Below are 23,213 nucleotides of genomic sequence, written 5' to 3'. Positions count from 1 at the left end.
CCCGCCGCGAACCGTTCACCAGTTGACTTCGCGCTCCGGCGTCGCCGAGATGTGGTGGATCGAGAGGTCGGCGCCGTCGAATTCCTCTTCCTGCGACAGCCGCAGCCCGACGGTCTTCTTGAGCACGCCGTAGACCAGCGCGCCGCCGAGCAGCGCCCAGACCACGCCCATGGCGGTGCCGATGAGCTGCGCGCCGAGGTTCACGCCGCCGATGCCGCCCAGTGCCTGGGTGCCGAAGATGCCGGCCGCGATGCCGCCCCAGGTGCCGCACAGGCCGTGCAGCGGCCAGACGCCGAGCACGTCGTCGATCTTCCACTTGTTCTGCGTCAGCGTGAACATCGCGACGAAGATGGCGCCGGCCACGCCGCCCACCACCAGCGCGCCGATCGGGTGCATCAGGTCGGAGCCCGCGCACACCGCCACCAGCCCGGCCAGCGGGCCGTTGTAGACGAAGCCGGGGTCGTTCTTGCCCATGGCCAGCGCCACCAGCGTGCCGCCGACCATCGCCATCACGGAGTTGACCGCGACCAGGCCCGAGATCTTGTCGATGGTCTGCGCGCTCATCACGTTGAAGCCGAACCAGCCCACGCACAGCACCCAGGCGCCGAGCGCGAGGAACGGGATGTTCGACGGCGGATGCGCGGCCAGCGAGCCGTCGCCGCGGTAGCGGTTGCGCCGCGCGCCCAGCAGCAGCACGGCCGGCAGCGCGAGCCAGCCGCCCACGGCATGCACCACCACGGAGCCCGCGAAGTCGTGGAATTCATGGCCCGTGACCGAAGCGATCCAGTCCTGGATGCCGAAGTGCTTGTTCCAGGCGATGCCTTCGAAGAAGGGATAGACGAAGCCGACGATGACGGCGGTGGCGATCAGCTGCGGCCAGAACTTGGCGCGCTCGGCGATGCCGCCCGAGATGATGGCCGGAATGGCGGCCGCGAAGGTCAGCAGGAAGAAGAACTTCACCAGGTCGTAGCCGCTGCGGGCCGACAGCTCGGTGGCGCTGACGAAGAAGTGGGTGCCGTAGGCCACGCCGTAGCCGACGAGGAAGTAGACGATGGTCGAGACCGAGAAGTCGACCAGGATCTTCACGAGCGCATTGACCTGGTTCTTCTTGCGGACCGTGCCGAGTTCGAGGAAGGCGAATCCCGCATGCATGGCCAACACCATGATCGCGCCTAGAAGGATGAACAGCGCGTCTGCGCCCTGTTTGAGTGCGTCCATTGGAGCTTCTTGCTGGTTTTTGGATTGATTTGGTGCGCCGCACCTGAATTCAGCAGGACGGCGGGCCAATGAAGCAAAAATGGTGCCTACAAGCTCATCAATGGTGCGAAACGGGCCGAGATGGGGCTGATTCGGCCCGATGGGCGGGCGCGGCGCACCCGAACGGATGCCGCCTGACGGTGCATGGCGCACCCCCGCGGGGGCTCAGGCGGCGGTGGCGCCGCGCAGGGCCTCGCGGTAGCGCCGGCTGCACGGCACCGTGCTGCCGTCGTGCATGTGCAGCCGCGCATCGCCGCCGTCGAGCGGCTCGATCTCGCGCAGCCGCGAGAGATTGACCGCATGGCTGCGGTGCACGCGCACGAACAGCGCCGGGTCGAGCTGGGTCAGGAAGTCGGTCAGGGTGGCGCGCAGCAGGTAGTCGTGGCCGTTGACGTGCAGGCCGACGTAGTTGCCCTCGGCCTGCAGCCAGTCGATGTCGCTGGCGGCGATCAGGAATTCGCGCCGCAGCTTGCGCACCAGGAAGCGCTCGGGGCGCGCGGGCGCCGGGGGCGGCGCGGGTTCGGCGGGCGGCGGTGGCGCGTCCGCGGCCGGGGCCGGCTCGGCATCGGCCGGGCGTGGCGACGCTTGCGGCCCTTCAGGCGCCTCGTCCGGCGCGTCGAGCACTCGCGCCTCGCCCTGCCAGCGCAGCATGAACATCCGGTAGGCCCAGATACCGAACACGATCGAGACGTAGGCACGCACGTCCTTCAGGTACTCGTAGCCCCATTGCGCGGCCCAGCCGCCGAAGGCGTAGTGCTCGCCGGCCGCGGCATAGGCCAGCGAGCGCAGCGCGAACATCGCCATCACGTGGGCCAGGCTGAACGCCACGCTGGCCGCAAGATGCCAGGCCAGGTAGCGCATCAGCCTGCCGGGCGCGAGCGAGGCCAGCGGCGAGAGCCGCCGCTCCAGCGCCACGATGGCCGGCACCAGCAGCAGCAGCACGAGGTGGCTCGAGCCCTCCCAGACCACGATCTCCCAGGTTTCGCGGGGCACCGCGCGCGAGCGCGCGTCGACCATCGCCACCGTGGTGTTGAACAGCGCCTGCAGCGCCATCACGACGATCCAGAAGCCGACCTCGACGTAGCGGCGGATCGGTTCGTAGCGGTGGTAGAGGTCTTTGCGCGGGCCGGCCATGGCGGGCGATTGTCGCGATCCGCGGGGCGAACGGGGCGGCAGGGGCCGCCAAGGGACGGATTTCGCCCCCTGTTTCGTCCCACCGGGGCCACCGCTCGTCACAAAGCGCCCGCGATCCGTCCCCCGGGCGCGCCGCCGCCGCGCCGCTCCCGGACCATGGCCGCTCGTTCAGTCCCCGATCCAGGAGCCTTCATGCCCACCGACCGATTTCCACGCAACCCCGTCCCGCCGGCCGCCGAAGCGCGCCGGCACGACATCGACGCCCTGCGCGCCCTCGCCTTCCTGCTCGTCATCGTCTACCACGTGGCGATGTACTACGTGGCCGACTGGCCCTGGCACCTCAAGAGCCCGCATGCGGCCGAATGGCTGCAGTGGCCGATGCGGATCCTGAACCTGTGGCGCATGGACCTGGTGTTCCTGATCTCGGGCGTCTCGCTGGCCTTCCTGAGCCGCCACCAGGGCACGGCGGCGCTGCTGCGCGGCCGCGGGCTGCGGCTGATGCTGCCGCTGGCCTTCGGCATGGCGGTGGTCGTGCCCTGGCAGGCCTATGCCGAAGGCGTGGCCAACGGCCTGGTGGCGCCGGGCTTCGGCGCCTTCCTGCTGCGCTACCTGACGATGAGCCAGCCCTGGCCCAAAGGCGCCTTCGCGGGCGCAGAGTTCGGCATCACCTGGAACCACCTCTGGTACCTGCCGTACCTGTTCGTCTACACGGCCGCGGTGGCGCTCACGCTGCCGCTGTGGCGTTCGGCCGCGGGCCAGGCGCTGCGCCGGGCCTTCAACGGGCTGCGCGGCGGCTGGCTGCTGCTGCTGCCGGTGCTGCCGCTCGCGGCCTTCACGCTGCTGCTGGCGCCGCACTACCCGCCGACCCACAACCTGGTGCGCGACCCCTTCCTGCACAGCATCTACTTCACCGTCTTCCTCTACGGCTACTGGATGGGCGCGGACAGCGGCATCTGGCGCGAGCTCGAGCGGCTGCGCCGCGTGTCGCTGGCGCTGGCCGTGGCGGTGGTCGCCGCCTACATCGCGGCGCGCACACTGGGCGCCGGCCGCGTGCCGAACGAAGTCAACGCCGTGCTGCGCTCGCTCTACCTCTGGGCCGCGGTCGCCACCCTCCTCGGCCATGGCCACCGTTACCTGAACCGCCCCTGGCCCTGGCTGCGCTGGGCCAATGCCTCGGTCTATCCCTGGTACATGCTGCACCAGACGCTGATCGTGCTGGCGATCGTCTGGCTGGCACCGCTGGCGCTCGGCCCGGTGCTCGAGCCGGCGCTGATCCTCGCGGCCACGCTGGGCGGCTGCTGGCTGCTCAACGACGCGCTGATCCGCCGCGTGCGCTGGCTGCGGCCGCTGTTCGGCCTGCCGCTGCAGGAAAAGCGGACGCCGGATCGGGCGCCCGCGGCGGCCCTGACGGCCGCGCGCTGAAGGCCTCAGCCCTTGTCGTCGGGCACCGGCACCAGGATCGTGCTGCCCGTGGCCAGCAGCTTCAGCGTGCCGTCCTCGGCCTCGCCGAACAGCTCGGCCGCGGTGAAGACCTGCTTGCGCCCGGCCTTCACGACGCGCCCGCGCGCCACGAAGACGCGGCCCAGCGCGGGCGCCATGCAATCGACCGAGAAGTGCGAGGCCAGCACGCGGCCCGCCACGGTGGCGGCCGCGAAGCCGCAGACGGTGTCGAGCAGCGCGCCGATCATGCCGGCATGCAGGAAGCCGGCGTACTGGCCCATGTCGGCCTCGCGCCATGCCATGCGCAGCTCGGCCTCGCCCTTTTCCGCGCGCACGACTTCGAAGCCGGCCCAGCGGTTGAATGCGGCCGTTCGATTCAAGGCCTGGATGGTGTCTAGCATCGGATGCTCCTTCGAGAGGGGGACTCTCCTTGTCGACCAGAATGGGTCGAGCCCACTCTACGAAGCGCCCCCTGGCCGGCCCGTCGCGTCCGTGACCGGAACGCGCGCGGCAGTTGCATCGGCGACAGCCCGCGCACGCAGCGCGAGCGCCGCGATCGACAAGGCGAAGGCCAGCGCGCTGGCCGCGCAGCGCCAGAGGTTGGCGGCATTCCAGCGTGCGCGCGTCTCGGCCCAGTCGGGCGGCAGCGCCCGCGGATCCCACGACTCCGTATACGCATTGAGCGGCAGGTTTACCTGCGCGGTGAACAGCACGATGCCCAGCGCATAGAGCACGCCCGCGAACGCGAGCAGGCCGAACCAGCCACGCCATGCGCGCCATTCGCGCCAGGTGGTCGCGAGCGCCAGCGCGCACAGCAGCGGCGGGCCGAAGAAGAAGCCGAAGAACATCGCGTGCCGCACATGGCGGTTGAGGCTGGACTGCACGGTGGCATAGCTCGCGCCGTCCATCTGCAGCGTGGCAAGGCTGACGTTGAAGCCGTAGGCCCAGAAGAAGCCGGCCATGAGGCCGAAGGCGAAGACGGCGAAGCCATGCAGGCCCCAGCCTGCAAGAGACAGCGCGAAGGAGAGCGGCGAGGTACGTGGCGGCATGCGCCGACTGTGGCGCGCGCCGCCCCGGCCCGCCTTAACCTGCGATAAGCCCCATCTCCGCGCGCAGCCGCGACAGCGAGACATCGGTCATACCGAGGTAGGACGCCAGGTGGCGCAGCGGAATGCGCCGCGCCCAGTCGGGCCGCTCGCGCAGCAGCGCCTCGTAGCGGGCGCGCGCGTCGCATTGCAGGAAGGCCTGCTCGCGCCGCAGCTTGTCGTCGAACAGGCCCGCCAGCGCCGCCAGCCGCAGCGCGGTCCACGAGGGCAGCGCCGCGACCGCCGCTTCGAGCGCGTCGCACGGCAGGCAGCGCACCACGGCGGGCTCGAGCGCCGCGATGAAGAAGGCCGCCGGCTCGTCGCGCAGCAGCGGCGTCACGGGCCAGACGAAGGCGTCCTCGGCATGGAAGTTCTTGTTCGACTCGCGGCCCTCGGCATCGAGGTAGTACAGCCGCAGCAGCCCGCGCTCGACCCAGAAGGCATGGCGCCAGGCGTTGCCCGCGGCCAGCAGCACCGCATGCGGCGCCAGGGTCTCGCGGCGGGGCGCGCCGGCGAGCGCGGCCAGCGGGCCGACACCGAGTTCGGGGAAGCGGCGCGCCAGGGCCGCGTGCCAGGCGGCATCGGTGGCGGCCGGCTGCTGCATGGTCCGTTGCCTCAGGCGACCGCGTCGTCCTCGGCGGCCGCGGCCTTGCCGCCCTTGCGCTGCTGCTTGCGCGCGGCCTTCTTGGCCTCGCGCTCGGCATCGGCGCGCTGGCCCTCGGCCAGCCACTGGGCGAACTCCTCGGGCGTCTCGAGCGTGATGCGCCCGAGGTTGCCGGCGCGGAACTCGTGCATCACGATCTCGGCCGCCTTCTGCAGGTTCACGCGGCCCTTGCCGAGCAGCGCGCCGCGCTTGCGGCCGATGGTGTCGAGCAGCGCCTCGTCGCGCATCTCGGCGAGCTCCCCGGGCGCATGCTCGTGCTCGACCAGCTTGAAGCGCGCCACCAGCCCCGCCGCGTAATGCTGCTTGAGGTAGCCGAGCAGCTCGAGCGCCACCTCTTCCTCGTCGAAGGCATTGCGCCCCACGGCGCCGCTGGCCGCGAGGTTGTAGCCGCTCTTGGGCACCACGATGCGCGGCCACAGCATGCCGGGCGTGTCCCAGAGGTAGAAGTCGTCGGCCAGCGTGATGCGCTGCTCGAGCTTGGTGATGCCGGCCTCGTCGCCGGTCTTGGCCTTGCGCCCGCCGGTCAGGGTGTTGATCAGCGTCGACTTGCCCACGTTCGGAATGCCGCAGATGAGCACCCGCATCGGCTTGGCGAGCCCGCCGCGGTTGGGCGACAGCGCATGGCAGGCGCGCACGATCTGCTGCGCGGGCGTGGACAGGCTGGCGTCGAGCGGGATCGCGCGCGTGGCCGGCAGGCCGTTGTAGTGCGCGAGCCAGCGCTCGGTGCGCTCGGGGTCGGCCAGGTCCTGCTTGTTGAGCACCTTGAGCGCCGGCCGGTTGGCGGTCAGCCGCGCGAGCATCGGGTTGGCGCTCGAGCCGGGCAGCCGCGCGTCGAGCAGCTCGATCACCACGTCGATGTCCTTCACGCGCTCGGTGATCGCCTTCTGCGTGAGATGCATGTGACCGGGGAACCACTGGATCGCCATCGGTGCGTGTCTTTCTTGTGTTTGTGGCTGCGGGATGGAATGGGACGGTGCATGCACCGGTCCGGGGTGCGCATTGTGAACCGCGAACCTGAATCGATCGATACGCCCCCGCCGCGCGGGGATACCGGGGTCTTTGCCGCGCAGCGCATGGCCGCACGCTTGCAAAGTCTTGCGCCGCTCGCGCGTGCCAGCCCCTATGATTTGTCGCAGAGCGCGCCTTCCGGCGTCGGTCGAATCCAGACTTTTTTCAAGGAGTTGCCGCGATGAAACCCGTCTCCGAACTGCTCAAACGTCACGACTCCGCGGCCTGGCGGACCTCGCCGGGCACCACGGTGTTCGATGCGCTGGCCACGCTGGCGCATTTCGAGGTCGGTGCCCTGATGGTGATGGAGGGCGACCGGCTGGTCGGCTTCCTCTCCGAGCGCGACTACACGCGCAAGGTCGCGCTGCAGGGCAAGAACTCCAAGGAGGTCAAGGTCTCGGAGATCATGACGCCCGACGTGATGACCGTGAACCCGCAGACCCCCACCCAGACCTGCATGGCGCTGATGAGCCAGCGCAAGTTCCGCCACCTGCCGGTGGTCGACGGCGACAGGGTGGTGGGCATGATCTCGATCCAGGACCTGATGGACGACATCATTGCCGACCACGAGCAGACCATCGAGCAACTGACGCACTACATCCAGAGTTGAGCGAAGGCGGCGCCGCCGCCCTTTTTCGGCCCCCGCGTCAGGCAGGCGCGACCGGACGACGCTAGACTGCGCGCGCCCGCCCCTCGCGGCCGGGCGCCACCTCGTGGCCCTCCCCCCAAGATCACCGAACCACAAGGGTCTGCAATGAGCTTGCAGTCGGCCGAACTGCTTTTCCGGCAGGGCCAGTATTCCGCTGCGCAGAAAGTGCTGCTGCAGCTGCTGAAAAAAGGCCAGCACATGGCCGCCGCGAACCGGCTGCTGGGCTTCATCGCGGGCCAGACGCAGGACTTCCCGCAAGCCATCGAGCGGCTGCGCGCCTCGCTGCGCTACGACCCGAATTCCCTCGAGAGCTGGTACTACCTCGGCATGGCCTGCCAGAAGTCGGGCCAGCACCGCGCCGCGGCCGAGGCCTTCGGCGCGCTGCTGCAGCGCCAGCCGAACCTGTTCGAGGCCGAGCACGACCTGGGCCTCGCGCTGCTCGCGCTCGGCAAGGCCGCCGAGGCGCTGGCCCATTTCGACCGCGCGGTGCAATTGCGCCCGAACGCCTTCGAGGCCCACATGAACCGCGGCGCGGCCTGCGGCAAGCTGCGCTTGCATGCACAGGAACTTCAGTGCTACGAAAGCGCGCTGGCGCTGCAGCCGGCGCATCCCACGCTGATCGAGAACTACGGCACCGCGCTGTGCCAGGCGCGGCGCTTCGCGGACGCGGCACAGCTGTACGACCGGACCCTGCGCGAGCATCCCGGCGACGCCGACTACGCCTTCGCGCGCGGCGGCCTGCTCTATGCGCGCGCGGCCATCGCCGACTGGCGGGACTTCGACGCCCAGATGGCGCTGCTGCGCGAGGACATCCGCGCGCAGCGCGAATGCATCGAGCCCTTCGCGCTGCTGATCCTGCCCTCCACGCCGCAGGAGCAGCTGCAGGTGGCGCGGCTGCATGCGCAGCGCCACTACCCGATGGCGGCCGAACCGCTGCACGCGCCGGTGCGCGCCGAGGGCGAGCGCCTGCGCGTCGGCTACATCTCGGCCGACTTCGGCCGCCACGCCACCTCCTTCCTGGTGGCCGAGGTGTTCGAGCGCCACGACCGCGAACGCTTCGAGGTCACGGCGATCTCGCTGCGCCAGAGCGACGGCAGCGCGATGCGCGAGCGGCTCGAGCGGGCCTTCGACCGCTTCGTCGACGCGCACGAGCTGTCGGACAGCGAGACCGCGCAGGCCATCGCCGACCTCGGCATCGACATCCTGGTGGACCTCGGCGGCTACACCATCGATGCGCGGCCCTCGGTGCTGGCGCTGCGGCCGGCGCCGCTGCAGCTCAGCTACCTGTGCTTCCCGGGCACGCTGGGCGCGCCCTTCATCGACTACCTGGTGGCCGATCCCTTCCTGATCCCCGAGGCGGCGCGCGCGGACTACAGCGAGAAGATCCTCTACCTGCCCGACGCCTACCAGCCCAACGACTCGCGCCGCGAGACGGCCACCGGGCCGCTGTCGCGCGCCGATGCCGGCCTGCCGGAAGGGGCCTTCGTCTTCTGCAACTTCAACAACGGCCAGAAGCTCACGGCCGCGTTCTTCGACATCTGGCTGCGGCTGCTCGCGCGCGTCGAGGGCAGCGTGCTCTGGCTCAAGGGCGGCACAGAAGCCTACGAACGGAACCTGCGCGAGCGCGCCGCCGCGCACGGCATCGCCTCCGAGCGGCTGGTGTTCGCGCCCTGGGCCGAGCAGTCGGCTCACCTGCAGCGCCTGGCGCTGGCCGACCTGTGCCTGGACAACCTGCCCTACAACGCCCACACGACCGCCAGCGACGCGCTGTGGGCCGGGCTGCCGCTCGTGAGCTGCGTGGGCCAGACCTTCGCCGGCCGCGTGGCGGGCAGCCTGCTGGGCGCGGCCGGTTTCCCGCAGCTCGCGACCGACTCCCCGGCCGCCTACGAGGCGCTGGCCCTGGCGCTCGCGACCGACCCGCCGCGCCTCGCGGCCCTGCGCGCCGAGCTGGCCGCCGCGCGCGGGCACTGCGCGCTGTTCGATACCGCGACCTATACGCGCCACCTCGAAGCGGGCTTTGCCGCGGCCTGGGAGCGCCACCGCGCGCAACTGCCGCCCGAGCACATCGTGGTGCCGCGCCTGGGCGCGTAACCCGTCCCTTCGTCCGCGGATCGCCAACCCTGCCCGGCCCGCCGGCAGGGCCTTGGCCTACGCGCGCCACGGTTTCAGCGTTCAGAGTGAAGACTCGTTTCGATCCTCCAACCTGACATCCAAGAAGGGAGACACTGGACATGCAGATACAGGTCAACACGAGCAACGGCATCGACAACAAGGAAGCGCTCGAGCGCTGGGCCGACACCGAGATCCAGCAGCAGCTGCAGCGCTTCGCCGACGACGTGACCCGCGTGGAAGTGCACCTGAGCGACGAAAACCACGAGAAGGCCGGCGAACGCGACAAGTGCTGCGTGATGGAAGCGCGGCTCGCGCACCACCAGCCGCTGGCGGTGAAGCAGCACGCATCCAGCATGGACGAGGCCTTCCGCGGCGCGTCCGACAAGCTCAAGCGCCTGCTCGACAGCACGCTGGGCCGGCTGCACAACCACCGCGACCGCGAGTCGATCCGCCGCGACGGCGGCATGGGGCTGGTGGCCGAATAAGCCTTCGGCGCCCTTCAGCTTCGACGCGCGCGGCGCGAAGGCGCCGGCGTGTCCGGCTGGCGCGGTGGCCGCGCCGGCTCGGGCGCGCCGGTGGGGATAAGCGGTGGGCGCTGCCCGCTCTCGATCCAGGCGTCGTAGAAGTCGATCTTGCGGTCGACCAGCGACAGCGCGCGCTTCCATTCGGCGATGGTCTGCTGCACGCGCTCGCGGTGCGCCGCGAGCAGCGCGCGCCGCTCGGCCAGGGTGGCGCGGCCGCGCAGCGCGAGCGCCGTGTACTCGCGCATCTCGGCGATCGACATGCCGGTGCGGCGCAACCGGTCCATCAGGTCGAGCCAACCGATGTGGGGCTCGCCGTACAGGCGCCGACCGCCCGCGTCGCGCACCACGCCGGGCACCAGCCCCTGGCTCTCGTACCAGCGGATCGCGTGCACGCTGCGGCCGGTGCGCTGCGCCAGCTCGCCGATCAGGAACGGCGTGCCCTGCGCGACGCCGCGCCGGGCCTCAGCCGCCGGCATCGGCCGGGGCCGCGACCGCCGGCGCGTCCAGCGCCGAGGCCACCAGGCCGGTGTCGAAATACTCGATCAGTTCCTTCACCAGGCCTCCTTCGAGTCGGTAGACGTAGCAATAGCGGTTGTTGTAGCGGCGCCCGGCATGGGTCAGCACGTCGCCGCTGAATTGCACCACCACCCGGTCCTCGTCGGCCAGGACGTGCTCGGTGCGGCTGGTGTAGGGGGTGGCGAACTGGGCGAACAGCGGGTTCAGCAGCTCCTCGCGGATCGCCTTCCTGCCGCGGTAGGTGCGCGACCAGGCGGTGCTGCCCTCGAGCTTCCAGGTCGCGTCGTCGGCGAAGCCCTCGAGGAAGGGCCGGCTGTTGCCCTGGTCGAGCTGGGCGTGGATGTGCTGGATGAGTGCCTTGTTGCTGGCGGTGGTGGTATTCATGGCGATGTCCTCTTGAGCGTCAATGGAAAGCACCGGAGGCCCCGGTGGATTTCATTGGAAGTGCTCGCGTGCACTCGAGGTCAAGCGCCATGAACGCCGGGCGCGAATTCAGCCGCGCGCCGCCTTCGCCTTCGCGACCTCGTTCGCGCCCTGCGCGGTACCGCTCTGGGGCACCTGCTCGCCCTCGCGCGCGCGCACCTCGTCGAGCCGCGCGGCCAGTTGCTCGGGCGAGTCGCCGCCGATGCCGATCCAGGCGCCCTGGGTGAGCGTGATGTGCGCGGCCTCGAAGGTGCCGGCGCCCGCGCACAGGATGGCGCGCGTGGGCGCGTTCTCGGCCGCCAGCACCAGCATCGCCGGCACCACGGCCTCGGGCTGGAAGGCCTCGAGCATGTCGGGCGGGAACAGGTCCTCGGTCATGCGCGTGGCCGCGGTGGGCGCCAGGCAGTTGACGCGGATGTCGTTCTTCGCGCCCTCGATGCTCAGGGTCTGCATCAGGCCCACCAGCGCCAGCTTGGCGGCGCCGTAGTTGCTCTGGCCGAAGTTGCCGTACAGGCCGCTCGAGGAGGTGGTCATCACGATGCGGCCGTACTTCTGCGCGTTCATCAGCGCCCAGACGGCCTTGGTGCAATTCACGGCGCCCATCAGGTGCACGTCGACCACCAGTTTGAAGTCGGCCAGTTCCATCTTGGCGAAGCTCTTGTCGCGCAGGATGCCGGCGTTGTTCACGAGGATGTCGACCCGGCCTCAGGCATCGACCGCCTGCTGCACCATGGCCTGCACGGCCTCGAAGTCGGTGACCGAGGCGCCGTTGGCGATCGCCTCGCCGCCCGCGGCCTTGATCTCGTCGACCACCGCCTGCGCCGCGCTCACCGAGCCGCCCGAGCCGTCGCGCGCCCCGCCGAGGTCGTTGACCACCACCTTGGCGCCGCGCGCCGCGAGGGCCAGCGCATGCTGGCGGCCCAGGCCGCCGCCGGCGCCGGTCACGATGGCCACGCGGCCCTGGAAGTCGATGCTGCTGCTGTCGTTGCTCATGTCGTCTCGGTCTCTCGGAGGATGGATGGAGGACGCGTCAAACCGCACGCGCCGCGGCGCGTTTTACCTCAGAAAGTACCGCGCGGCCGCACCCGGGCGGTCCCGCCAGTCACTCGTGCGACGAGGTTTCGTGCAGGGTTTCGCAGTAGGCGACGAGCTGGTCGAGCTCGGCCGACTTGTCGAAGAAGGCGTCGGCGCCCAGCAGGCGCGAGCGGTCGCGCATCTCGGCGGTGGCGTAGTTGCTGAGCACCACCACCTTCTGGTGCGGCGAACGCTGGCGGCAGGCGTCGAGCACGCCCAGGCCGTTGCCGCGCTCGAGGAACAGGTCGACGATGGTCAGGTCCCAATCGTCGCGGTGGCGCTGCAGCCAGGCCACCGCCTCGTCCTCGCTGCCGGCCACGGCCAGCACCTCGGTCTCGGTCACGTCCTCGAGGAAACCCACGAGGTTCTCGCGGATCACGGGGCTGTCTTCGACGAGATAGGCCTTGAGACTCATGATCGCCCGCCCCGCGCAGTGCCGCACCGTTGCGGATCGGCCAGGGCGCGGAACGAGGCGGGAGGGAACGGCTGGCGGGCGACGGCTTGCATGGTCCGATCCTCTCAGCCATGCGGCGGTGCAGCGTGAGCCAGCGGCACCGACCGCCTGTAGGCCACGGGCCAAGACGGCTGTCGTCAGCCGGCGGCCGGGCGGCCCGCCGTCAGGCCGCGACGGCCACCCGCTGGCCCTTGCCCACGCCCAGGCGCGTGGGCGACACGTACTGCTCGCGGTAGATCTCGAAGGGCATGGTGTCGGCCATCTCGATGCGCTTCTGCTCCTGGATCGAATCCTCGGTCATGCGCGCGAATACGGCGCGCTGGGCGTCGGAGAAGGGCAGCGCCATCAGCGCGGCGCGGGTCTGCTCGGAGCGCGCGCGGATGAAGCCGATGAAGGAGTTGGCATGCTCGTGCTCGATGGCCGCGAGCACGCGCGCCGAGGGCAGGCTGTCGGGGTTGCCCAGCGCCTCGCGCGCGGCGCGCACCGCCTCGGCATGGGCCGTGCCGCCGTGCGCGGCATCGAGCCGCTCGGCGATCGGCGCGCACTGCTCGACCAGCTCCAGGCCCCAGTCGACCAGCGACACCGGCTGGCCGCCGCGCAGCAGCGCCAGGCCCGGCTCGCGGCCGCGCGCGGCCGTCAGGTGCTGGTTGTGCGCCAGGTCGGCGATCTCCTGCGGCGTGTCGTCGGGGCTGTCGCTGAGCAGGCAGTGCAGCAGGAACACGTCGAGGAAGCGCATGGTCTGGGCGTTGATGCCCACGGTCTCGAAGGGATCGAGGTCCATCAGCCGCACCTCGACGTACTCGACGCCGCGCTCGCGCAGCGCATGCAGCGGGCGCTCGCCGGGGTTGATCACGCGCTTGGGGCGGATCGTGCCGTAGAACTCGTTCTCGATCTGCAGCAGGCTAGTGCCGAGCTGGTTGTAGTCGCCGCCGAGGTTGCGGATGCCGATGGCCTCGTAGGCCGGCCAGGGGCGCGTGAGCGCGTCCTGCAGCGAGGCGCCGTAGCCCTCGAGGCTGTTGTAGCTCACGGCCAGCGAGGCCTGCGCGTCGCTCTGGTAGCCCAGGCGGCCCATGCGCAGCGAGGTGCCGTGTGGCATGAACATGCTGCCGTCGCCCAGCGGCTGCAGCTCGTGCGGGCGGCCCGCGACGAAGCTCGAGCACAGCGCCGGCGAGGCGCCGAACAGGTACAGCAGCAGGAAGGCGTGGCGGCGGAAGTTGCGGATCAGCGCGAAATACGCTTCGCTCGAGACCTCGGGCAGCGACCAGTTGTAGTGGATGCCCGAGATGGTCTGCATGCGGCGGCCGTAGCGATGGCTCAGGCCCATGCGGTAGACGCTCTTGGCGCGCCCCACGTTCGACGAGCCGTAGCGGCCGATCGGAATGGTCTCGTCGGTCGGCAGGCCGCAGGGCATGCTCGAGACCCACATGCGCTCGTCGCCGAGCTGGTCGAGCACGCGGTAGGTGAACTGGTGGACCCGGGTCAGCTCGTCGAGCGCGGCCTCGGCGTCGCCGTGGACGCCCGTGATCAGCTCGAGCTGCGACTCGCTGAAGTCGGTCGTGATGTGCGGATGGGTCAGCGCCGAGCCGAGCGCGAGCGGATGGGGCGTCAGCGCGAGCTTGCCGTCGGGCAGCGCGCGCAGGCTTTCCTTCTCGATGCCGCGCCGCATGCCTTTCAACCGCCCGGCCGAGAGCGAACCCAGCCTCTCCTGCAATCTGTTGCTCATATTGTTATGACCCATCAATCTTCTGAGGGGCTGGAAGGTAGCACGGCGGCGCGGGCGCTGCTCGTGCAGGGAAACCCGCTGCCGGCTATGCTGCGGTCCGCTATTTTTTCCATAGCATCACCTTTCGACGCGCTGACGCGATCAGCTCTTTTCGGGGGTCCGTGGCGCAGCGCCCGAGCGGCCCGCGAGGCCGGCCAGGTCGATCTCGTCGGACTGGTAGACGTGGATCTGCGGCGGCCCGTCGGCCATCGCGGCCAGCGCCTTGCCGAAGGCGCGCGAGGCCTCGACGCGGAAATGCACCTGCAGCGCCGCCATGTCGCTCCAGCGCTCGACGAAGGTGAGCCGCAGCGGCTGCAGCGCGTCGGTCGAGACCTCGTGCGAGAGGCAGCCTGGCTCGGCGCGCGAGCGCTGCACGTGCTCGACGCTGATCGCCAGCATGGCCTGCAGGGTGTCGGGCTTGGCGGTGGCATGGCCGATGACGAGGATCATGGGGTGTCTCCTTTCGAGTGTCGCGGGCGCCTCGGCCCGCCGGTTCAGCGTGCGAGCACGCGCAGCAGGAAGGCGTTGAGGTCGCCGATCTCCTCGATGCAGACCGAGTGCGCCATCGCGTACTCGTGCCATTCGATGGTGTAGCCCAGTGCCGCGAGCGCGTCGCGCGACTGCTGGGCGCGCGCGATCGGCACCACCGGGTCCTGCCGGCCATGGGCCAGGAACACCGGCGTGTCGTGGTTGGCCGCATGGCGCTCGGCCGCGGTGGTGGCCGCGATCGGCAGGTAGCCCGAGAGGCCGACGATGCCCGCAAGCCGCTCGCCGTGGCGCAGCCCGGTCATCAGCGCCATCGCGCAGCCCTGCGAGAAGCCGGCCACCACGATGCGCTCGGCCGCGATGCCGCGCGCCTTCTCGTTGGCGATCAGCGCCTCGATCGTGGCCTGCGAGCGGCGCAGGCCGGCCTCGTCCTCGCGCGCCACCAGGTCGGCCACCGCGATGTCGTACCAGGCCGGCATCTGGTAGCCGCCGTTGATGGTGACCGGGATCACGGGCGCGTTCGGGAACACGAAGCGCACCGGGCCCACGCTCGAGAGGTCGAGCTCGTTGGCGATGGGCACGAAGTCGTTGCCGTCGGCGCCCAGGCCATGCATCACGATCACCGTGGCGGTGGGATGGGGGGCGGTTTCGATCTCGATGGGGGGACGGGACATGGTCGGTGAAAGTCGTGAAAAAGTACGCCAAACAGGCGCGGATGGCCGGACCTTAGCGCATTCGGGCGGCCCGGGACATTGATCCAGCGCAGGGATCCGGTGCATCCCGCGCACCCAGACGGCCGCTCGGCCGACTTGCGCGGCGCGGCCACGCCCCCAAGATGGTCCGCAAGAACCCCAGCGAAGGACCCCGCGTGAGCCATTCCCCACCCCTGGTAGACACCAAGCTCGGCGGCCTCGTGCTGGTCTGCGGCGAATGCGAGGCGCGCAAGGACGGCCCCGCGAAGCTGCAGGCCAGGCCGGTGCGCAAGGAACTCAAGCACGAGCTGCGCGATGTGCCGATTCGGCTGCGCGTGGTGCAGTCGAGCTGCCTGGGCCTGTGCCCGAAGAAGGCGATGGCGCTGGCGGCCGTGGCGCAGGGCCATGCGCCGCTGGTCGCGGAGGTCTGCCGCGACGAGGACGTCGCGGCCTTCGCGCGGGCGCTGGCCAAGTCGGTGCGTTGACCGGCTTTTATTCCGCCTTGATCCCGTTCGCCTTCACGATCTGCGCATAGCGCTCGTACTCGGCCGCCACCTGGCCCTGGAACTGGCGCTGCGCGAAACCGGTGGCCTCGATGCCCTGGGCCGCGAGGTCGGCGCGCGCGGCCGGCGTGCGCACGATGCGGCCAGCCTCCTGCGCGATCGCGTCGACCACCGGCTGCGGCGTGTTCGCGGGCGCGAACAGGCCGAACCAGGTACCGGCACGGTAGCCGGGGTAGCTCTCGCCCAGCGTCGGCACCTCGGGCAGCAGCGGATGGCGCTTCTCGCCGCCCGTGCCCAGCGCCACCAGCCGGCCGCTGCGGATGTGCGGCAGCGCCGGGCCCACGGCGATCAGCATCACGTCGACCTGGCCCGCGATCACGTCCTGCATGCCCAGCGGGCCGCCGCGGTAGGGGATGTGGGTCACGTAGATGCCAGCCTTCTGCTTGAACAGCTCCATGCCCAGCTGCTGCGGGCTGCCGTTGCCGGCCGAGGCGTAGTTGATGCGGCCCGGCTGCGCCTTGGCGGCGCGCACGAAGTCGGCCACGCTGCGATAGCCGGTCTTGGGATTGGCCACCAGCACGAAGTCGATCTGGCCCAGCGACACCACCGGCAGCAGGTCGCGCCGCGCGTCGTAGGGCAGGCTGGCCTGCAGGTTCGGCAGGATGGTGATCGGGCCGTCGGCGCCCACCAGCAGCGAATAGCCGTCGGGCTGCGCCTTGGCAAGCCCGTCGGCCGCGAGGATGCCGGCCGCGCCGGCCTTGTTGTCGACCACCACCGGCTGCTTCCATTGCTCCGACAGCCGCGTCGAGAGGTAGCGCGCGAGCACGTCGGGCGAGCTGCCGGGCGTGTTGGCCACGGTGATGTGGACCGCCTTGGCCGGGTAGGAGGCGGCGGGGGTTTGCGCCTGCGCGCCCAGGGCGATCGACGCGCCGGCCCACAACAGGAGGGCCGGCTTCAGAAGGGAGGGGACGCGCATGGAGAACTTTCGGGTACGGGCTGGAGAACGCGCGCGATTCTGTCGCGCCGCCGCCCGCGCGCGAACGACCCATTCGTCAGATGCTTAGGCCGATCCGGGCATAAGCGCCCGGTTCAAGCCGCGCGCAAGGCGTCCAGTCGACCGTAGAACGCATCGACCTGCCGCTGCGCGCCCTCGCGCATCGCCGCGTTGCGCAACGCGCAGCTCGCGGCGTCCTCCACCGCGCCGGCCTCGCCCACCTGGCGCGACGCGTCCTGCACGAAGCGGCACATCGGATAGCGGCGCTCGCCGAAGGCGCGCAAGGTGGCATCGGAAATGCCGTGGTCGGCCAGCATATCGGCCAGCACCACCGCGTCCTCCACCGCCATCGCGCCGCCCTGCCCCATGAACGGCGTCGAGGCATGGGCCGCGTCGCCGATCAGCAGGAGGCGCCCCGCATGCCAGGGCAGCGGCGCCTGCACCTCCTCGACCGCGGTGTAGAGCAGCTCCGAGTCCGCGCCGAGCTGGTCGAGGAAGGGCCGTGCCGGTCCGCCGAACTCGGCGAAGCGCTCGCGCATGCGCGCGGGCCAGTCCTCCTTCGGATACCAGCGGCCGGCCGGCTCGGCGACGGTGCCGAACAGATAGAGCCGGTCGTCGGCGATCGGCATGATGCCCAGCCGCTTGCCGATGCCCATCATCATGATCTTGGCCACCAGCGCGCGCGGCCGCTCGTGCACGCTGCGCCAGACGCCGAAGCCGGTGTAGCGCGGCGCGAGCGGTCCCGTCACCTGTTCGCGCAGCTGCGAGCGGATGCCGTCGGCGCCGACGACCAGGTCGAAGGCCTGCGCCGATCCGTCGGACAGCAGCACCTGCGCGCGCTCGCCCTCCATGTCGACCCGTTCCACCGTGGTCGCGAGCCGGATCTCCACGCCCAGCGCCGACAGCCGGTCCGCGAGCACGCGGTGCATCTGCGAGCGCTTGATGCCCACGATCGGCGCCGCGCCGCCGCGCGAGCGCGGATAGAACACGTCGACGATCGGCGCACCCAGGTGGTCGAGGTAGACGTTGCGCCCGTCCTCGATCGCGAAGCCGGCCTCGAGGATGCGCGGCAGCACGCCCACCGCGCGCAGCGCCTCGAGCCCGTTGCCGTAGATGAAGATGCCCGAGCTCTGGAAGCGCCATTCGGCCTGCTTCTCGACCAGCGTGACGCCGAAGCCCCGGCTTGCCAGCGCGATCGCCGCCGAGCAGCCCGCGATGCCGGCGCCCACGACGAGGATGCGTTCGGGCCGCCTCATGCGCGCACCGCCGCGAGCGCGGCGCTCACCCGTTCGATGTTCGACGGGTTGAGCCCCGCGACGCACAGCCGCCCCGAGCCCACGAGGTAGACGCCGAAGCGTTCGCGCAATGCATCGATCCGCGCGGGCGCCAGTCCCGTGTAGCTGAACATGCCGTGCTGCGCCACCAGGTAGCCGGAGCCCGGCCCTAGCGCCCGATGCAACGCCGTGCGCATCGCGCGCATGCGCAGCCGCATCGCCTCGAGCTCGGCGCGCCATTGCGATTCGAGCGCGCGGTCCGACAGGATCGCCTGCACCAGCGCCGCGCCTTGTCCCGGCGGGCACGAATAGCTGCGCCGGATGCCGAGCTTGAGCCGGCCCAGCAGCCGCGCCGCATCGGCGCCCGGCGCATGCACGGCGAGCGCACCCACGCGTTCGCCATAGAGCGAGAAGATCTTCGAGAACGAGCTCGCCACCAGGCAGGCGATGCCGCGGCGCACGCATTCGCGCACCGCCCAGGCATCCTCGTCCACGCCCTGCGCGAAGCCCTGGTAGGCCATGTCGAAGAAGGGCAGCAGGCCGCGCTGCGCGATGGTGTCGAACAGCGCGCGCCACTCCTCGTGCGAGGGATCCACGCCGGTCGGGTTGTGGCAACAGGGATGCAGCAGCACGATGTCGCCGGCCGGAAGCTTGCCGAGCGTGGCGATGGCACCGTCGAGGTCGAAGCTGCCGGTCCTTCCGTCGTAATAGGGATAGTGATCGACGCGCAGCCCCGCGCCCTCGAAGATCGCCGCATGGTTGGCCCAGGTCGGGTCGGGCATCCACACCGTGGCCTCGGGCGACAGGTCCTTGAGCAGGTCCGCGCCGGTCTTGAGTGCGCCGGTGCCGGCCACGGTCTGCACCACCACGAGCGGCGCCGTTGCCACCTCGCCGAAAACCAGCCGCCGCACCGCGTCGCGGTAGGGCTGCGCCCCCTCGGTCGGCGCATAGACGCTGGGCGCATCGGCCTCGGCCAGCAGCGCGCGCGCCGCGCGCACCGAAGCCAGCACCGGCACCCGGCCCTGCTCGTCGCAATAGATGCCGATGCCGAGGTTGACCTTGTGCGGCCGCGGGTCGGCCTTGTAGGCCTCGAACAGGCCGAGGATGGGATCGTCGGCATGGGCCGGCAGTTGATCGAACACGCGTGCTCCAGAAAGAAAAACGAAAGGAAGGACTTAGAGCCGCGTGCGCACCGACCACAGCTCGGGAAAGAAGCGGTGGTCGACCACGCTGCGCAGCCAGCCCACGCCGGCCGAACCACCGGTGCCGGGCTTGAAGCCCAGGATGCGTTCGACCGAGACGAAATGGCGCCAGCGGTACTGCGAGAACACGTCGGCGATGTCCATCAGCGCCTCGCCGAGCCGGTAGAGATCGTTCTCGGGCGCCGGGTCGCCGTAGACCTGCAGCCACGCGGCCTCCACGCCCGCGTTGGGCGCATAGCTGGCCGACCAGTCGCGCGCCAGCGCCTCGGCCGGCACCGGCACGCCGCGCCGGTGCAGCAGCGCGAGCACGTCGTCGTAGAGGCTGGGCGCATTCAATGCGCGTTCCATGTGGGGCCACACCTCGGGGTTGTTGGCATGCGCGCGCGCCAGCGGAATCGACTTGTTGCCGAGGATGAATTCCACGTGCCGGTACATGTAGGACTGCTGGCCCGAGGCGATGCCCAGCGTGTTGCGGAACTGGTTGAACTCGTGCGGCGTGATGGTCGAGAGCACGTCCCAGGTCTTGGCCAGGAACTCGAGCAGCGCGCGCACCCGCGGCGCGAGCTGCAGCGCGCCGGCCACGTCGTCGGCGCGCACGCGCAGCTGCATGTTCGAGAGTTCGTAGTGGATCGCCTTGAAGCTCAGCTCCTTGCAGTGGGTGATGCACATGAAGACCATCTCGTCGTGGCCCTCGCTGCGCATGTGCTGCAGGCTCAGCAGCAGGTCGTTGCGCTGGTGCTCGAGGTAGGGGTTGCTGCGGCCCTCGAACCGCAGCAGCGGCTCGCCGTCGGTGTCCTGCACCGTGGCCGCGCGCTGGTGGTTGTCGCCGGTCGCGATCGGCTTGACCAGCGAAAGCTCGAGCGCGGGATCGCGCACCGCGGGAATCACGCGCTGCCGCCGGGGGCGCGAGGGGGAGGCCGTCATGTCGTCGTCTCTCTGGCCCGCGTGCTGCGCGGGCCGTGATGGGGATGCGGCGATTCTTCGGTCCCGGGGCCGGCGGCTCAACCTCCGGCGCGCCGGATTTGGTCACCGTTCGTCCGTGACCGGACGATGACGACGTTCAGGCGGCGCCGTGGCGCCGGGCGTAGGCGCTGGGCGTGAGCCCGGTCCAGCGCTGGAAGGCGCGCGAGAACGCTTTTTCCGACTCGTAGCCCACCGACTCGGCCACCTGATGCAGGCTCAGTTGCCGGTTCTTGAGCTTCTCGGCCGCCAGCGTCATGCGGTAGGAGCCCAGGTAGTGCATCGGCGTCACGCCCACCAGCGTGCGGAAGCGCTCGCTGAAGATGGTGCGCGACAGGTAGCTGGCCTGCGCCAGCGTCGCCACCGACCACGGATCGGCGGGCCGCTCGTGCATCAGCGCCATGGCGCGCGCGATGCTCTCGTCGTCGAGCCCGCGCAGGGTGCCCAGGCGCTCGGCCGGCGCGGCGGGACCGGCCGGCGCCGCCGACGGCTGCGCATACAGGTGCTCGCACAGGATGTGGACCAGCAGCAGGTCGGCCATGCGCGCGGCCGAGAGCTGCCAGCCCGGGCGCTGGGCCACGGTCTCGTTGACCAGCGTCTCCATCGCCAGCGCGAGCGAGGCCGTGGTGGGAATCTGCGCCTGGCGCAGCACGATCAGCGACGGCAGGCTCGCGATGATCGAGCCCAGCCCCTGGGCCGGCAGCCACAGGTGCAGCGAGAACAGCTCGGTGACCGGACCGCCGCCGCCGTGCGAGAACACGATCGGGTGGTCGCCATGGCGGCCGGTGGAATGCGCGGCGATCAACTCGCGGAACGGCCGCGCCTCGAGCCCCGGCGCCGACGACACGGTGTGCGCGCCGCCCTGCGGCAGCATCGCGATGTCGTGCGGCGCCACCTGCACCGGCTCGGCATCGGCCACCGAAATCCAGTAGGGGGCGCCGGTGCACAGGCGGATCAGCGGGCCGTCCACGCCGGTCGAGTGCAGTGCCCACGGCGCCGACAGCGAGAAGCGCGCCGTGACGGCGCGCTCGGACTTGTAGCCCGCGAGCAGGTGGCTCAGTGCGTCGCCGTCGCGTCCCGTGTCCATGCTGTTGCGTCGTGGCGTCCGTGGTCTGTCCGATTCGCGCGGATTATCTGGCATGGAAGCCGGGCGATTCGCCGCGGCGCGCCCACGACGGCGCGGTATGCAACACAATGGCGGCTCGCATGAAGACAACGACCTCGCAACCGAAGCCCCGAATGGCCCACGCAACCTTCGACAGCGAAAGCCAGCTGCGCGACCGCGGACTGCGCGTCACGCGCGCCGCCCAGACCGTGCTCGAGCTGCTCGAGCACACCTCCCAACCGCTCACGCACGACGAAGTCGCCGCGGCCTACACCACCGCCACCGGCGAGGAACCCGACCGGGTCACGATCTACCGCGTGCTCGACCGGCTCGTCGAGGTCGGCCTGTGCGACCGCCGCGTCGGCGCCGACCGCGTGAACCGCTTCGCGCGCCACGTCGAGGCCGCCTCGGGCAACACCTTCGAGTGCGACCAGTGCCACAAGGTGCTGGCCCTGCCCTCCGACCCCGAGCTGCCGAAGGTCATGGGCCGGCTCGGCCGCGCGCTGCGCAAGCAGGGCATCGACACCCGCCGCACCGCGCTCACCCTGCACGGCACCTGCGGCGACTGCGTGCCGGCCGAAGCCGCACCCGCGGCCCGGCCCGCCGCCCGCCCTACACGTTCCAGGACGGGAAAGGGTCCGGCAGGTTCTGCCACCACGAGGCGCCGTAGCGCATCTCTTCCTCGGTGAGCAGGCAGGCATCGAGCCGCGCGCGCAGCGCGGCCTCGTCCATGCCGATGCCGATCAACACCAGTTCCTGGCGCGCGTCGCCGGTGGCCGGGTCCCAATTGGCCTGAATCAACGCCAGCCCCTCGGGATCGCTGGGCCAGTGCTCGCGCGGCACCGCCGCCCACCAGAAACCCGCCGCGCCGTAGCGGCAGGCGCCCCCGGCCTGCGACCAGTTGCCCGCGCGCGTGGGCCGGCTCGCGAGCCAGAAGAAGCCCTTGGAGCGCACCACGCCCTCCCATTCCTGCTGCACCAGGTCCCAGAAGCGCTGCGGATTGAACGGCAGCCGCGCGCGGTAGACGAAGCTGCGGATGCCGTAGGCCTCGCTCTCGGGCAGGTGCTCGCCGCGCAGCTCGGCCAGCCAGCCCGGCGCCTGCTCGGCCTGCGCGAAATCGAACAGGCCGGTGTCGAGCACCCGGTCGAGCGAAATGCGGCCGAACTGCGACAGCTCGATGCGCGCGCGCGGATTCAGGCTCTTGAGGATCGCTATCAGCCGCTCGCGCTCGGCCGCGCTCACCAGGTCGGTCTTGTTGAGCACCAGCACGTCGCAGAACTCGATCTGCTCGATCAGCAGGTCGACCACGGTGCGCACGTCCTCGTCGCCCAGCGACTGGCCGCGCTGCCGCAGGCTGTCGGCCGAGCCGTAGTCGCGCAGGAAGTTGAAGGCATCGACCACCGTGACCATGGTGTCGAGCCGCGCCACGTCGGCCAGGCTCTTGCCGTCCTCGCCCGCGAAGGTGAAGGTCTCGGCCACTGGCAGCGGCTCGGAGATGCCGGTCGACTCGATCACCAGCTGGTCGAAGCGGCCCTCCTTTGCGAGCCGGCCGACCTCGATCAGCAGGTCCTCGCGCAAGGTGCAGCAGATGCAGCCGTTGCTCATCTCGACCAGCCGCTCGTCGGTGCGCGACAGCTCGGCTCCGCCCTCGCGCACCAGCGCGGCGTCGATGTTGACCTCGCTCATGTCGTTGACGATCACCGCCACGCGACGGCCCTCGCGGTTGTGCAGGATGTGGTTGAGCAGCGTGGTCTTGCCGGCGCCGAGGAAGCCGGACAGCACGGTGACGGGAAGGCGTTGGGGCATGGCGTGGGTCTCGTTGATATGCAACTGCATTGCATTATATGAATGATGCAACACGGTTGCATGTAAAGCGTAAAAGCGCCCGTCGCCGC

The 23,213-nt window shown here is 70.6% G+C and carries 24 protein-coding genes and 1 pseudogene; 6 read left to right on the top strand and 19 right to left on the bottom strand.

Annotation, left to right across the window (positions count from 1 at the left end; translation table 11 throughout):
• Positions 1 to 15: 15 nt before the first annotated feature.
• Together AC07RV_RS27795 and AC07RV_RS27790 are read right to left on the bottom strand one after the other, a co-directional pair.
• On the bottom strand, positions 16 to 1,218 hold the full coding sequence (locus AC07RV_RS27795; protein ID WP_296781462.1) for an ammonium transporter: 1,203 nt from the start codon (positions 1,216 to 1,218) through the stop codon (positions 16 to 18).
• Positions 1,219 to 1,422: 204 nt separating this feature from the next.
• Positions 1,423 to 2,391 (bottom strand): LytTR family DNA-binding domain-containing protein, encoded by a 969-nt coding sequence (locus AC07RV_RS27790; protein WP_296781461.1) that lies wholly within the window; start codon positions 2,389 to 2,391, stop codon positions 1,423 to 1,425.
• Positions 2,392 to 2,583: 192 nt separating this feature from the next.
• On the opposite strand from AC07RV_RS27790, the gene AC07RV_RS27785 reads away from it, so the two are divergent.
• The gene (locus AC07RV_RS27785) at positions 2,584 to 3,813 is read left to right on the top strand and encodes an acyltransferase family protein (RefSeq protein WP_296781460.1); all 1,230 of its coding nucleotides are present in this window, start codon (positions 2,584 to 2,586) and stop codon (positions 3,811 to 3,813) included.
• A 5-nt stretch (positions 3,814 to 3,818) separates the two neighbouring features.
• Here AC07RV_RS27785 and AC07RV_RS27780 read toward each other — a convergent pair whose 3' ends face one another.
• Genes AC07RV_RS27780 through ylqF form a run of 4 tightly spaced genes read right to left on the bottom strand, consistent with a single transcriptional unit; the run spans position 3,819 to position 6,506 of the window.
• Positions 3,819 to 4,232, bottom strand: coding sequence for a PaaI family thioesterase (locus AC07RV_RS27780; RefSeq protein ID WP_093339880.1), 414 nt, complete (start codon positions 4,230 to 4,232; stop codon positions 3,819 to 3,821).
• A 57-nt stretch (positions 4,233 to 4,289) separates the two neighbouring features.
• Positions 4,290 to 4,880, bottom strand: coding sequence for a DUF1772 domain-containing protein (locus AC07RV_RS27775; RefSeq protein WP_296781459.1), 591 nt, complete (start codon positions 4,878 to 4,880; stop codon positions 4,290 to 4,292).
• 34 nt (positions 4,881 to 4,914) lie between these two features.
• Entirely contained in the window at positions 4,915 to 5,520 is a 606-nt protein-coding gene (locus AC07RV_RS27770; protein ID WP_296781458.1) for a Crp/Fnr family transcriptional regulator, read from the bottom strand.
• An 11-nt stretch (positions 5,521 to 5,531) separates the two neighbouring features.
• Positions 5,532 to 6,506, bottom strand: coding sequence for a ribosome biogenesis GTPase YlqF (gene ylqF, locus AC07RV_RS27765; RefSeq protein ID WP_093339888.1), 975 nt, complete (start codon positions 6,504 to 6,506; stop codon positions 5,532 to 5,534).
• 263 nt (positions 6,507 to 6,769) lie between these two features.
• Here ylqF and AC07RV_RS27760 point away from each other — a divergent pair, with 263 nt between their 5' ends.
• The 3 genes from AC07RV_RS27760 to AC07RV_RS27750 all read left to right on the top strand — a co-directional run bounded on the left by AC07RV_RS27760 (position 6,770) and on the right by AC07RV_RS27750 (position 9,834).
• Entirely contained in the window at positions 6,770 to 7,198 is a 429-nt protein-coding gene (locus AC07RV_RS27760) for a CBS domain-containing protein (RefSeq protein WP_093339891.1), read from the top strand.
• A 144-nt stretch (positions 7,199 to 7,342) separates the two neighbouring features.
• The gene (locus AC07RV_RS27755) at positions 7,343 to 9,328 is read left to right on the top strand and encodes an O-linked N-acetylglucosamine transferase, SPINDLY family protein (protein ID WP_296781457.1); all 1,986 of its coding nucleotides are present in this window, start codon (positions 7,343 to 7,345) and stop codon (positions 9,326 to 9,328) included.
• Between the two features lie 140 nt (positions 9,329 to 9,468).
• Positions 9,469 to 9,834: an HPF/RaiA family ribosome-associated protein gene (locus tag AC07RV_RS27750; protein WP_093339896.1), complete on the top strand. Its 366-nt coding sequence runs from the start codon at positions 9,469 to 9,471 to the stop codon at positions 9,832 to 9,834.
• Between the two features lie 14 nt (positions 9,835 to 9,848).
• Here the strand turns inward: AC07RV_RS27750 and AC07RV_RS27745 are convergent, their stop codons facing one another.
• The 7 genes and pseudogenes from AC07RV_RS27745 to AC07RV_RS27715 all read right to left on the bottom strand — a co-directional run bounded on the left by AC07RV_RS27745 (position 9,849) and on the right by AC07RV_RS27715 (position 15,262).
• Positions 9,849 to 10,349, bottom strand: a complete 501-nt coding sequence (locus tag AC07RV_RS27745) for a MerR family transcriptional regulator (protein ID WP_296781456.1) — start codon at positions 10,347 to 10,349, stop codon at positions 9,849 to 9,851.
• Positions 10,336 to 10,773, bottom strand: coding sequence for a nuclear transport factor 2 family protein (locus AC07RV_RS27740; protein WP_296781455.1), 438 nt, complete (start codon positions 10,771 to 10,773; stop codon positions 10,336 to 10,338). Before AC07RV_RS27740 ends, AC07RV_RS27745 begins: the two co-directional genes overlap by 14 nt.
• 108 nt (positions 10,774 to 10,881) lie before the next feature.
• Positions 10,882 to 11,805 (bottom strand): annotated as a pseudogene (locus AC07RV_RS27735) (SDR family NAD(P)-dependent oxidoreductase).
• A gap of 109 nt (positions 11,806 to 11,914) precedes the next feature.
• Positions 11,915 to 12,301: a response regulator gene (locus AC07RV_RS27730; RefSeq protein ID WP_057595653.1), complete on the bottom strand. Its 387-nt coding sequence runs from the start codon at positions 12,299 to 12,301 to the stop codon at positions 11,915 to 11,917.
• Between the two features lie 202 nt (positions 12,302 to 12,503).
• Positions 12,504 to 14,063, bottom strand: coding sequence for a glutamate--cysteine ligase (gene gshA / locus AC07RV_RS27725; RefSeq protein WP_057595652.1), 1,560 nt, complete (start codon positions 14,061 to 14,063; stop codon positions 12,504 to 12,506).
• A gap of 141 nt (positions 14,064 to 14,204) precedes the next feature.
• Positions 14,205 to 14,552 carry a putative quinol monooxygenase gene (locus AC07RV_RS27720; RefSeq protein ID WP_296781454.1) on the bottom strand — a complete coding sequence of 116 codons (348 nt, stop codon included), beginning with the start codon at positions 14,550 to 14,552 and terminating at the stop codon, positions 14,205 to 14,207.
• A gap of 44 nt (positions 14,553 to 14,596) precedes the next feature.
• A complete protein-coding gene (locus tag AC07RV_RS27715) occupies positions 14,597 to 15,262 on the bottom strand; it encodes an alpha/beta hydrolase (RefSeq protein WP_057595650.1) in 666 nt (221 codons plus the stop codon).
• A gap of 194 nt (positions 15,263 to 15,456) precedes the next feature.
• On the opposite strand from AC07RV_RS27715, the gene AC07RV_RS27710 reads away from it, so the two are divergent.
• The gene (locus AC07RV_RS27710) at positions 15,457 to 15,765 is read left to right on the top strand and encodes a hypothetical protein (RefSeq protein WP_143129052.1); all 309 of its coding nucleotides are present in this window, start codon (positions 15,457 to 15,459) and stop codon (positions 15,763 to 15,765) included.
• 7 nt (positions 15,766 to 15,772) lie between these two features.
• Here AC07RV_RS27710 and AC07RV_RS27705 read toward each other — a convergent pair whose 3' ends face one another.
• The 5 genes from AC07RV_RS27705 to AC07RV_RS27685 form a co-directional block, all read right to left on the bottom strand.
• A complete protein-coding gene (locus AC07RV_RS27705; RefSeq protein ID WP_057595648.1) occupies positions 15,773 to 16,759 on the bottom strand; it encodes a Bug family tripartite tricarboxylate transporter substrate binding protein in 987 nt (328 codons plus the stop codon).
• A 113-nt stretch (positions 16,760 to 16,872) separates the two neighbouring features.
• Positions 16,873 to 18,033 (bottom strand): FAD-dependent oxidoreductase, encoded by a 1,161-nt coding sequence (locus tag AC07RV_RS27700; RefSeq protein ID WP_296781453.1) that lies wholly within the window; start codon positions 18,031 to 18,033, stop codon positions 16,873 to 16,875.
• Positions 18,030 to 19,193, bottom strand: coding sequence for an amino acid aminotransferase (locus tag AC07RV_RS27695; RefSeq protein WP_296781452.1), 1,164 nt, complete (start codon positions 19,191 to 19,193; stop codon positions 18,030 to 18,032). The genes AC07RV_RS27700 and AC07RV_RS27695 overlap by 4 nt, the downstream gene beginning before the upstream one ends.
• A gap of 33 nt (positions 19,194 to 19,226) precedes the next feature.
• On the bottom strand, positions 19,227 to 20,177 hold the full coding sequence (locus AC07RV_RS27690) for a tryptophan 2,3-dioxygenase (RefSeq protein WP_296781451.1): 951 nt from the start codon (positions 20,175 to 20,177) through the stop codon (positions 19,227 to 19,229).
• A gap of 136 nt (positions 20,178 to 20,313) precedes the next feature.
• Positions 20,314 to 21,300 (bottom strand): AraC family transcriptional regulator, encoded by a 987-nt coding sequence (locus AC07RV_RS27685; protein ID WP_296781450.1) that lies wholly within the window; start codon positions 21,298 to 21,300, stop codon positions 20,314 to 20,316.
• A 152-nt stretch (positions 21,301 to 21,452) separates the two neighbouring features.
• Between AC07RV_RS27685 and AC07RV_RS27680 the strand changes: the two genes are divergently transcribed.
• On the top strand, positions 21,453 to 22,007 hold the full coding sequence (locus tag AC07RV_RS27680) for a Fur family transcriptional regulator (RefSeq protein ID WP_256222257.1): 555 nt from the start codon (positions 21,453 to 21,455) through the stop codon (positions 22,005 to 22,007).
• Here the strand turns inward: AC07RV_RS27680 and zigA are convergent.
• Positions 21,931 to 23,124 (bottom strand): zinc metallochaperone GTPase ZigA, encoded by a 1,194-nt coding sequence (gene zigA / locus AC07RV_RS27675; RefSeq protein ID WP_296781449.1) that lies wholly within the window; start codon positions 23,122 to 23,124, stop codon positions 21,931 to 21,933. The genes AC07RV_RS27680 and zigA overlap by 77 nt on opposite strands.
• Positions 23,125 to 23,213 lie beyond the last annotated feature (89 nt).

The sequence above is a fragment of the Variovorax sp. GW821-FHT09B01 genome, from assembly GCF_059418345.1.
The sequence above is the reverse complement of the archived record's forward strand: the minus strand, read 5'-3'. Positions and strand labels throughout refer to the sequence as shown.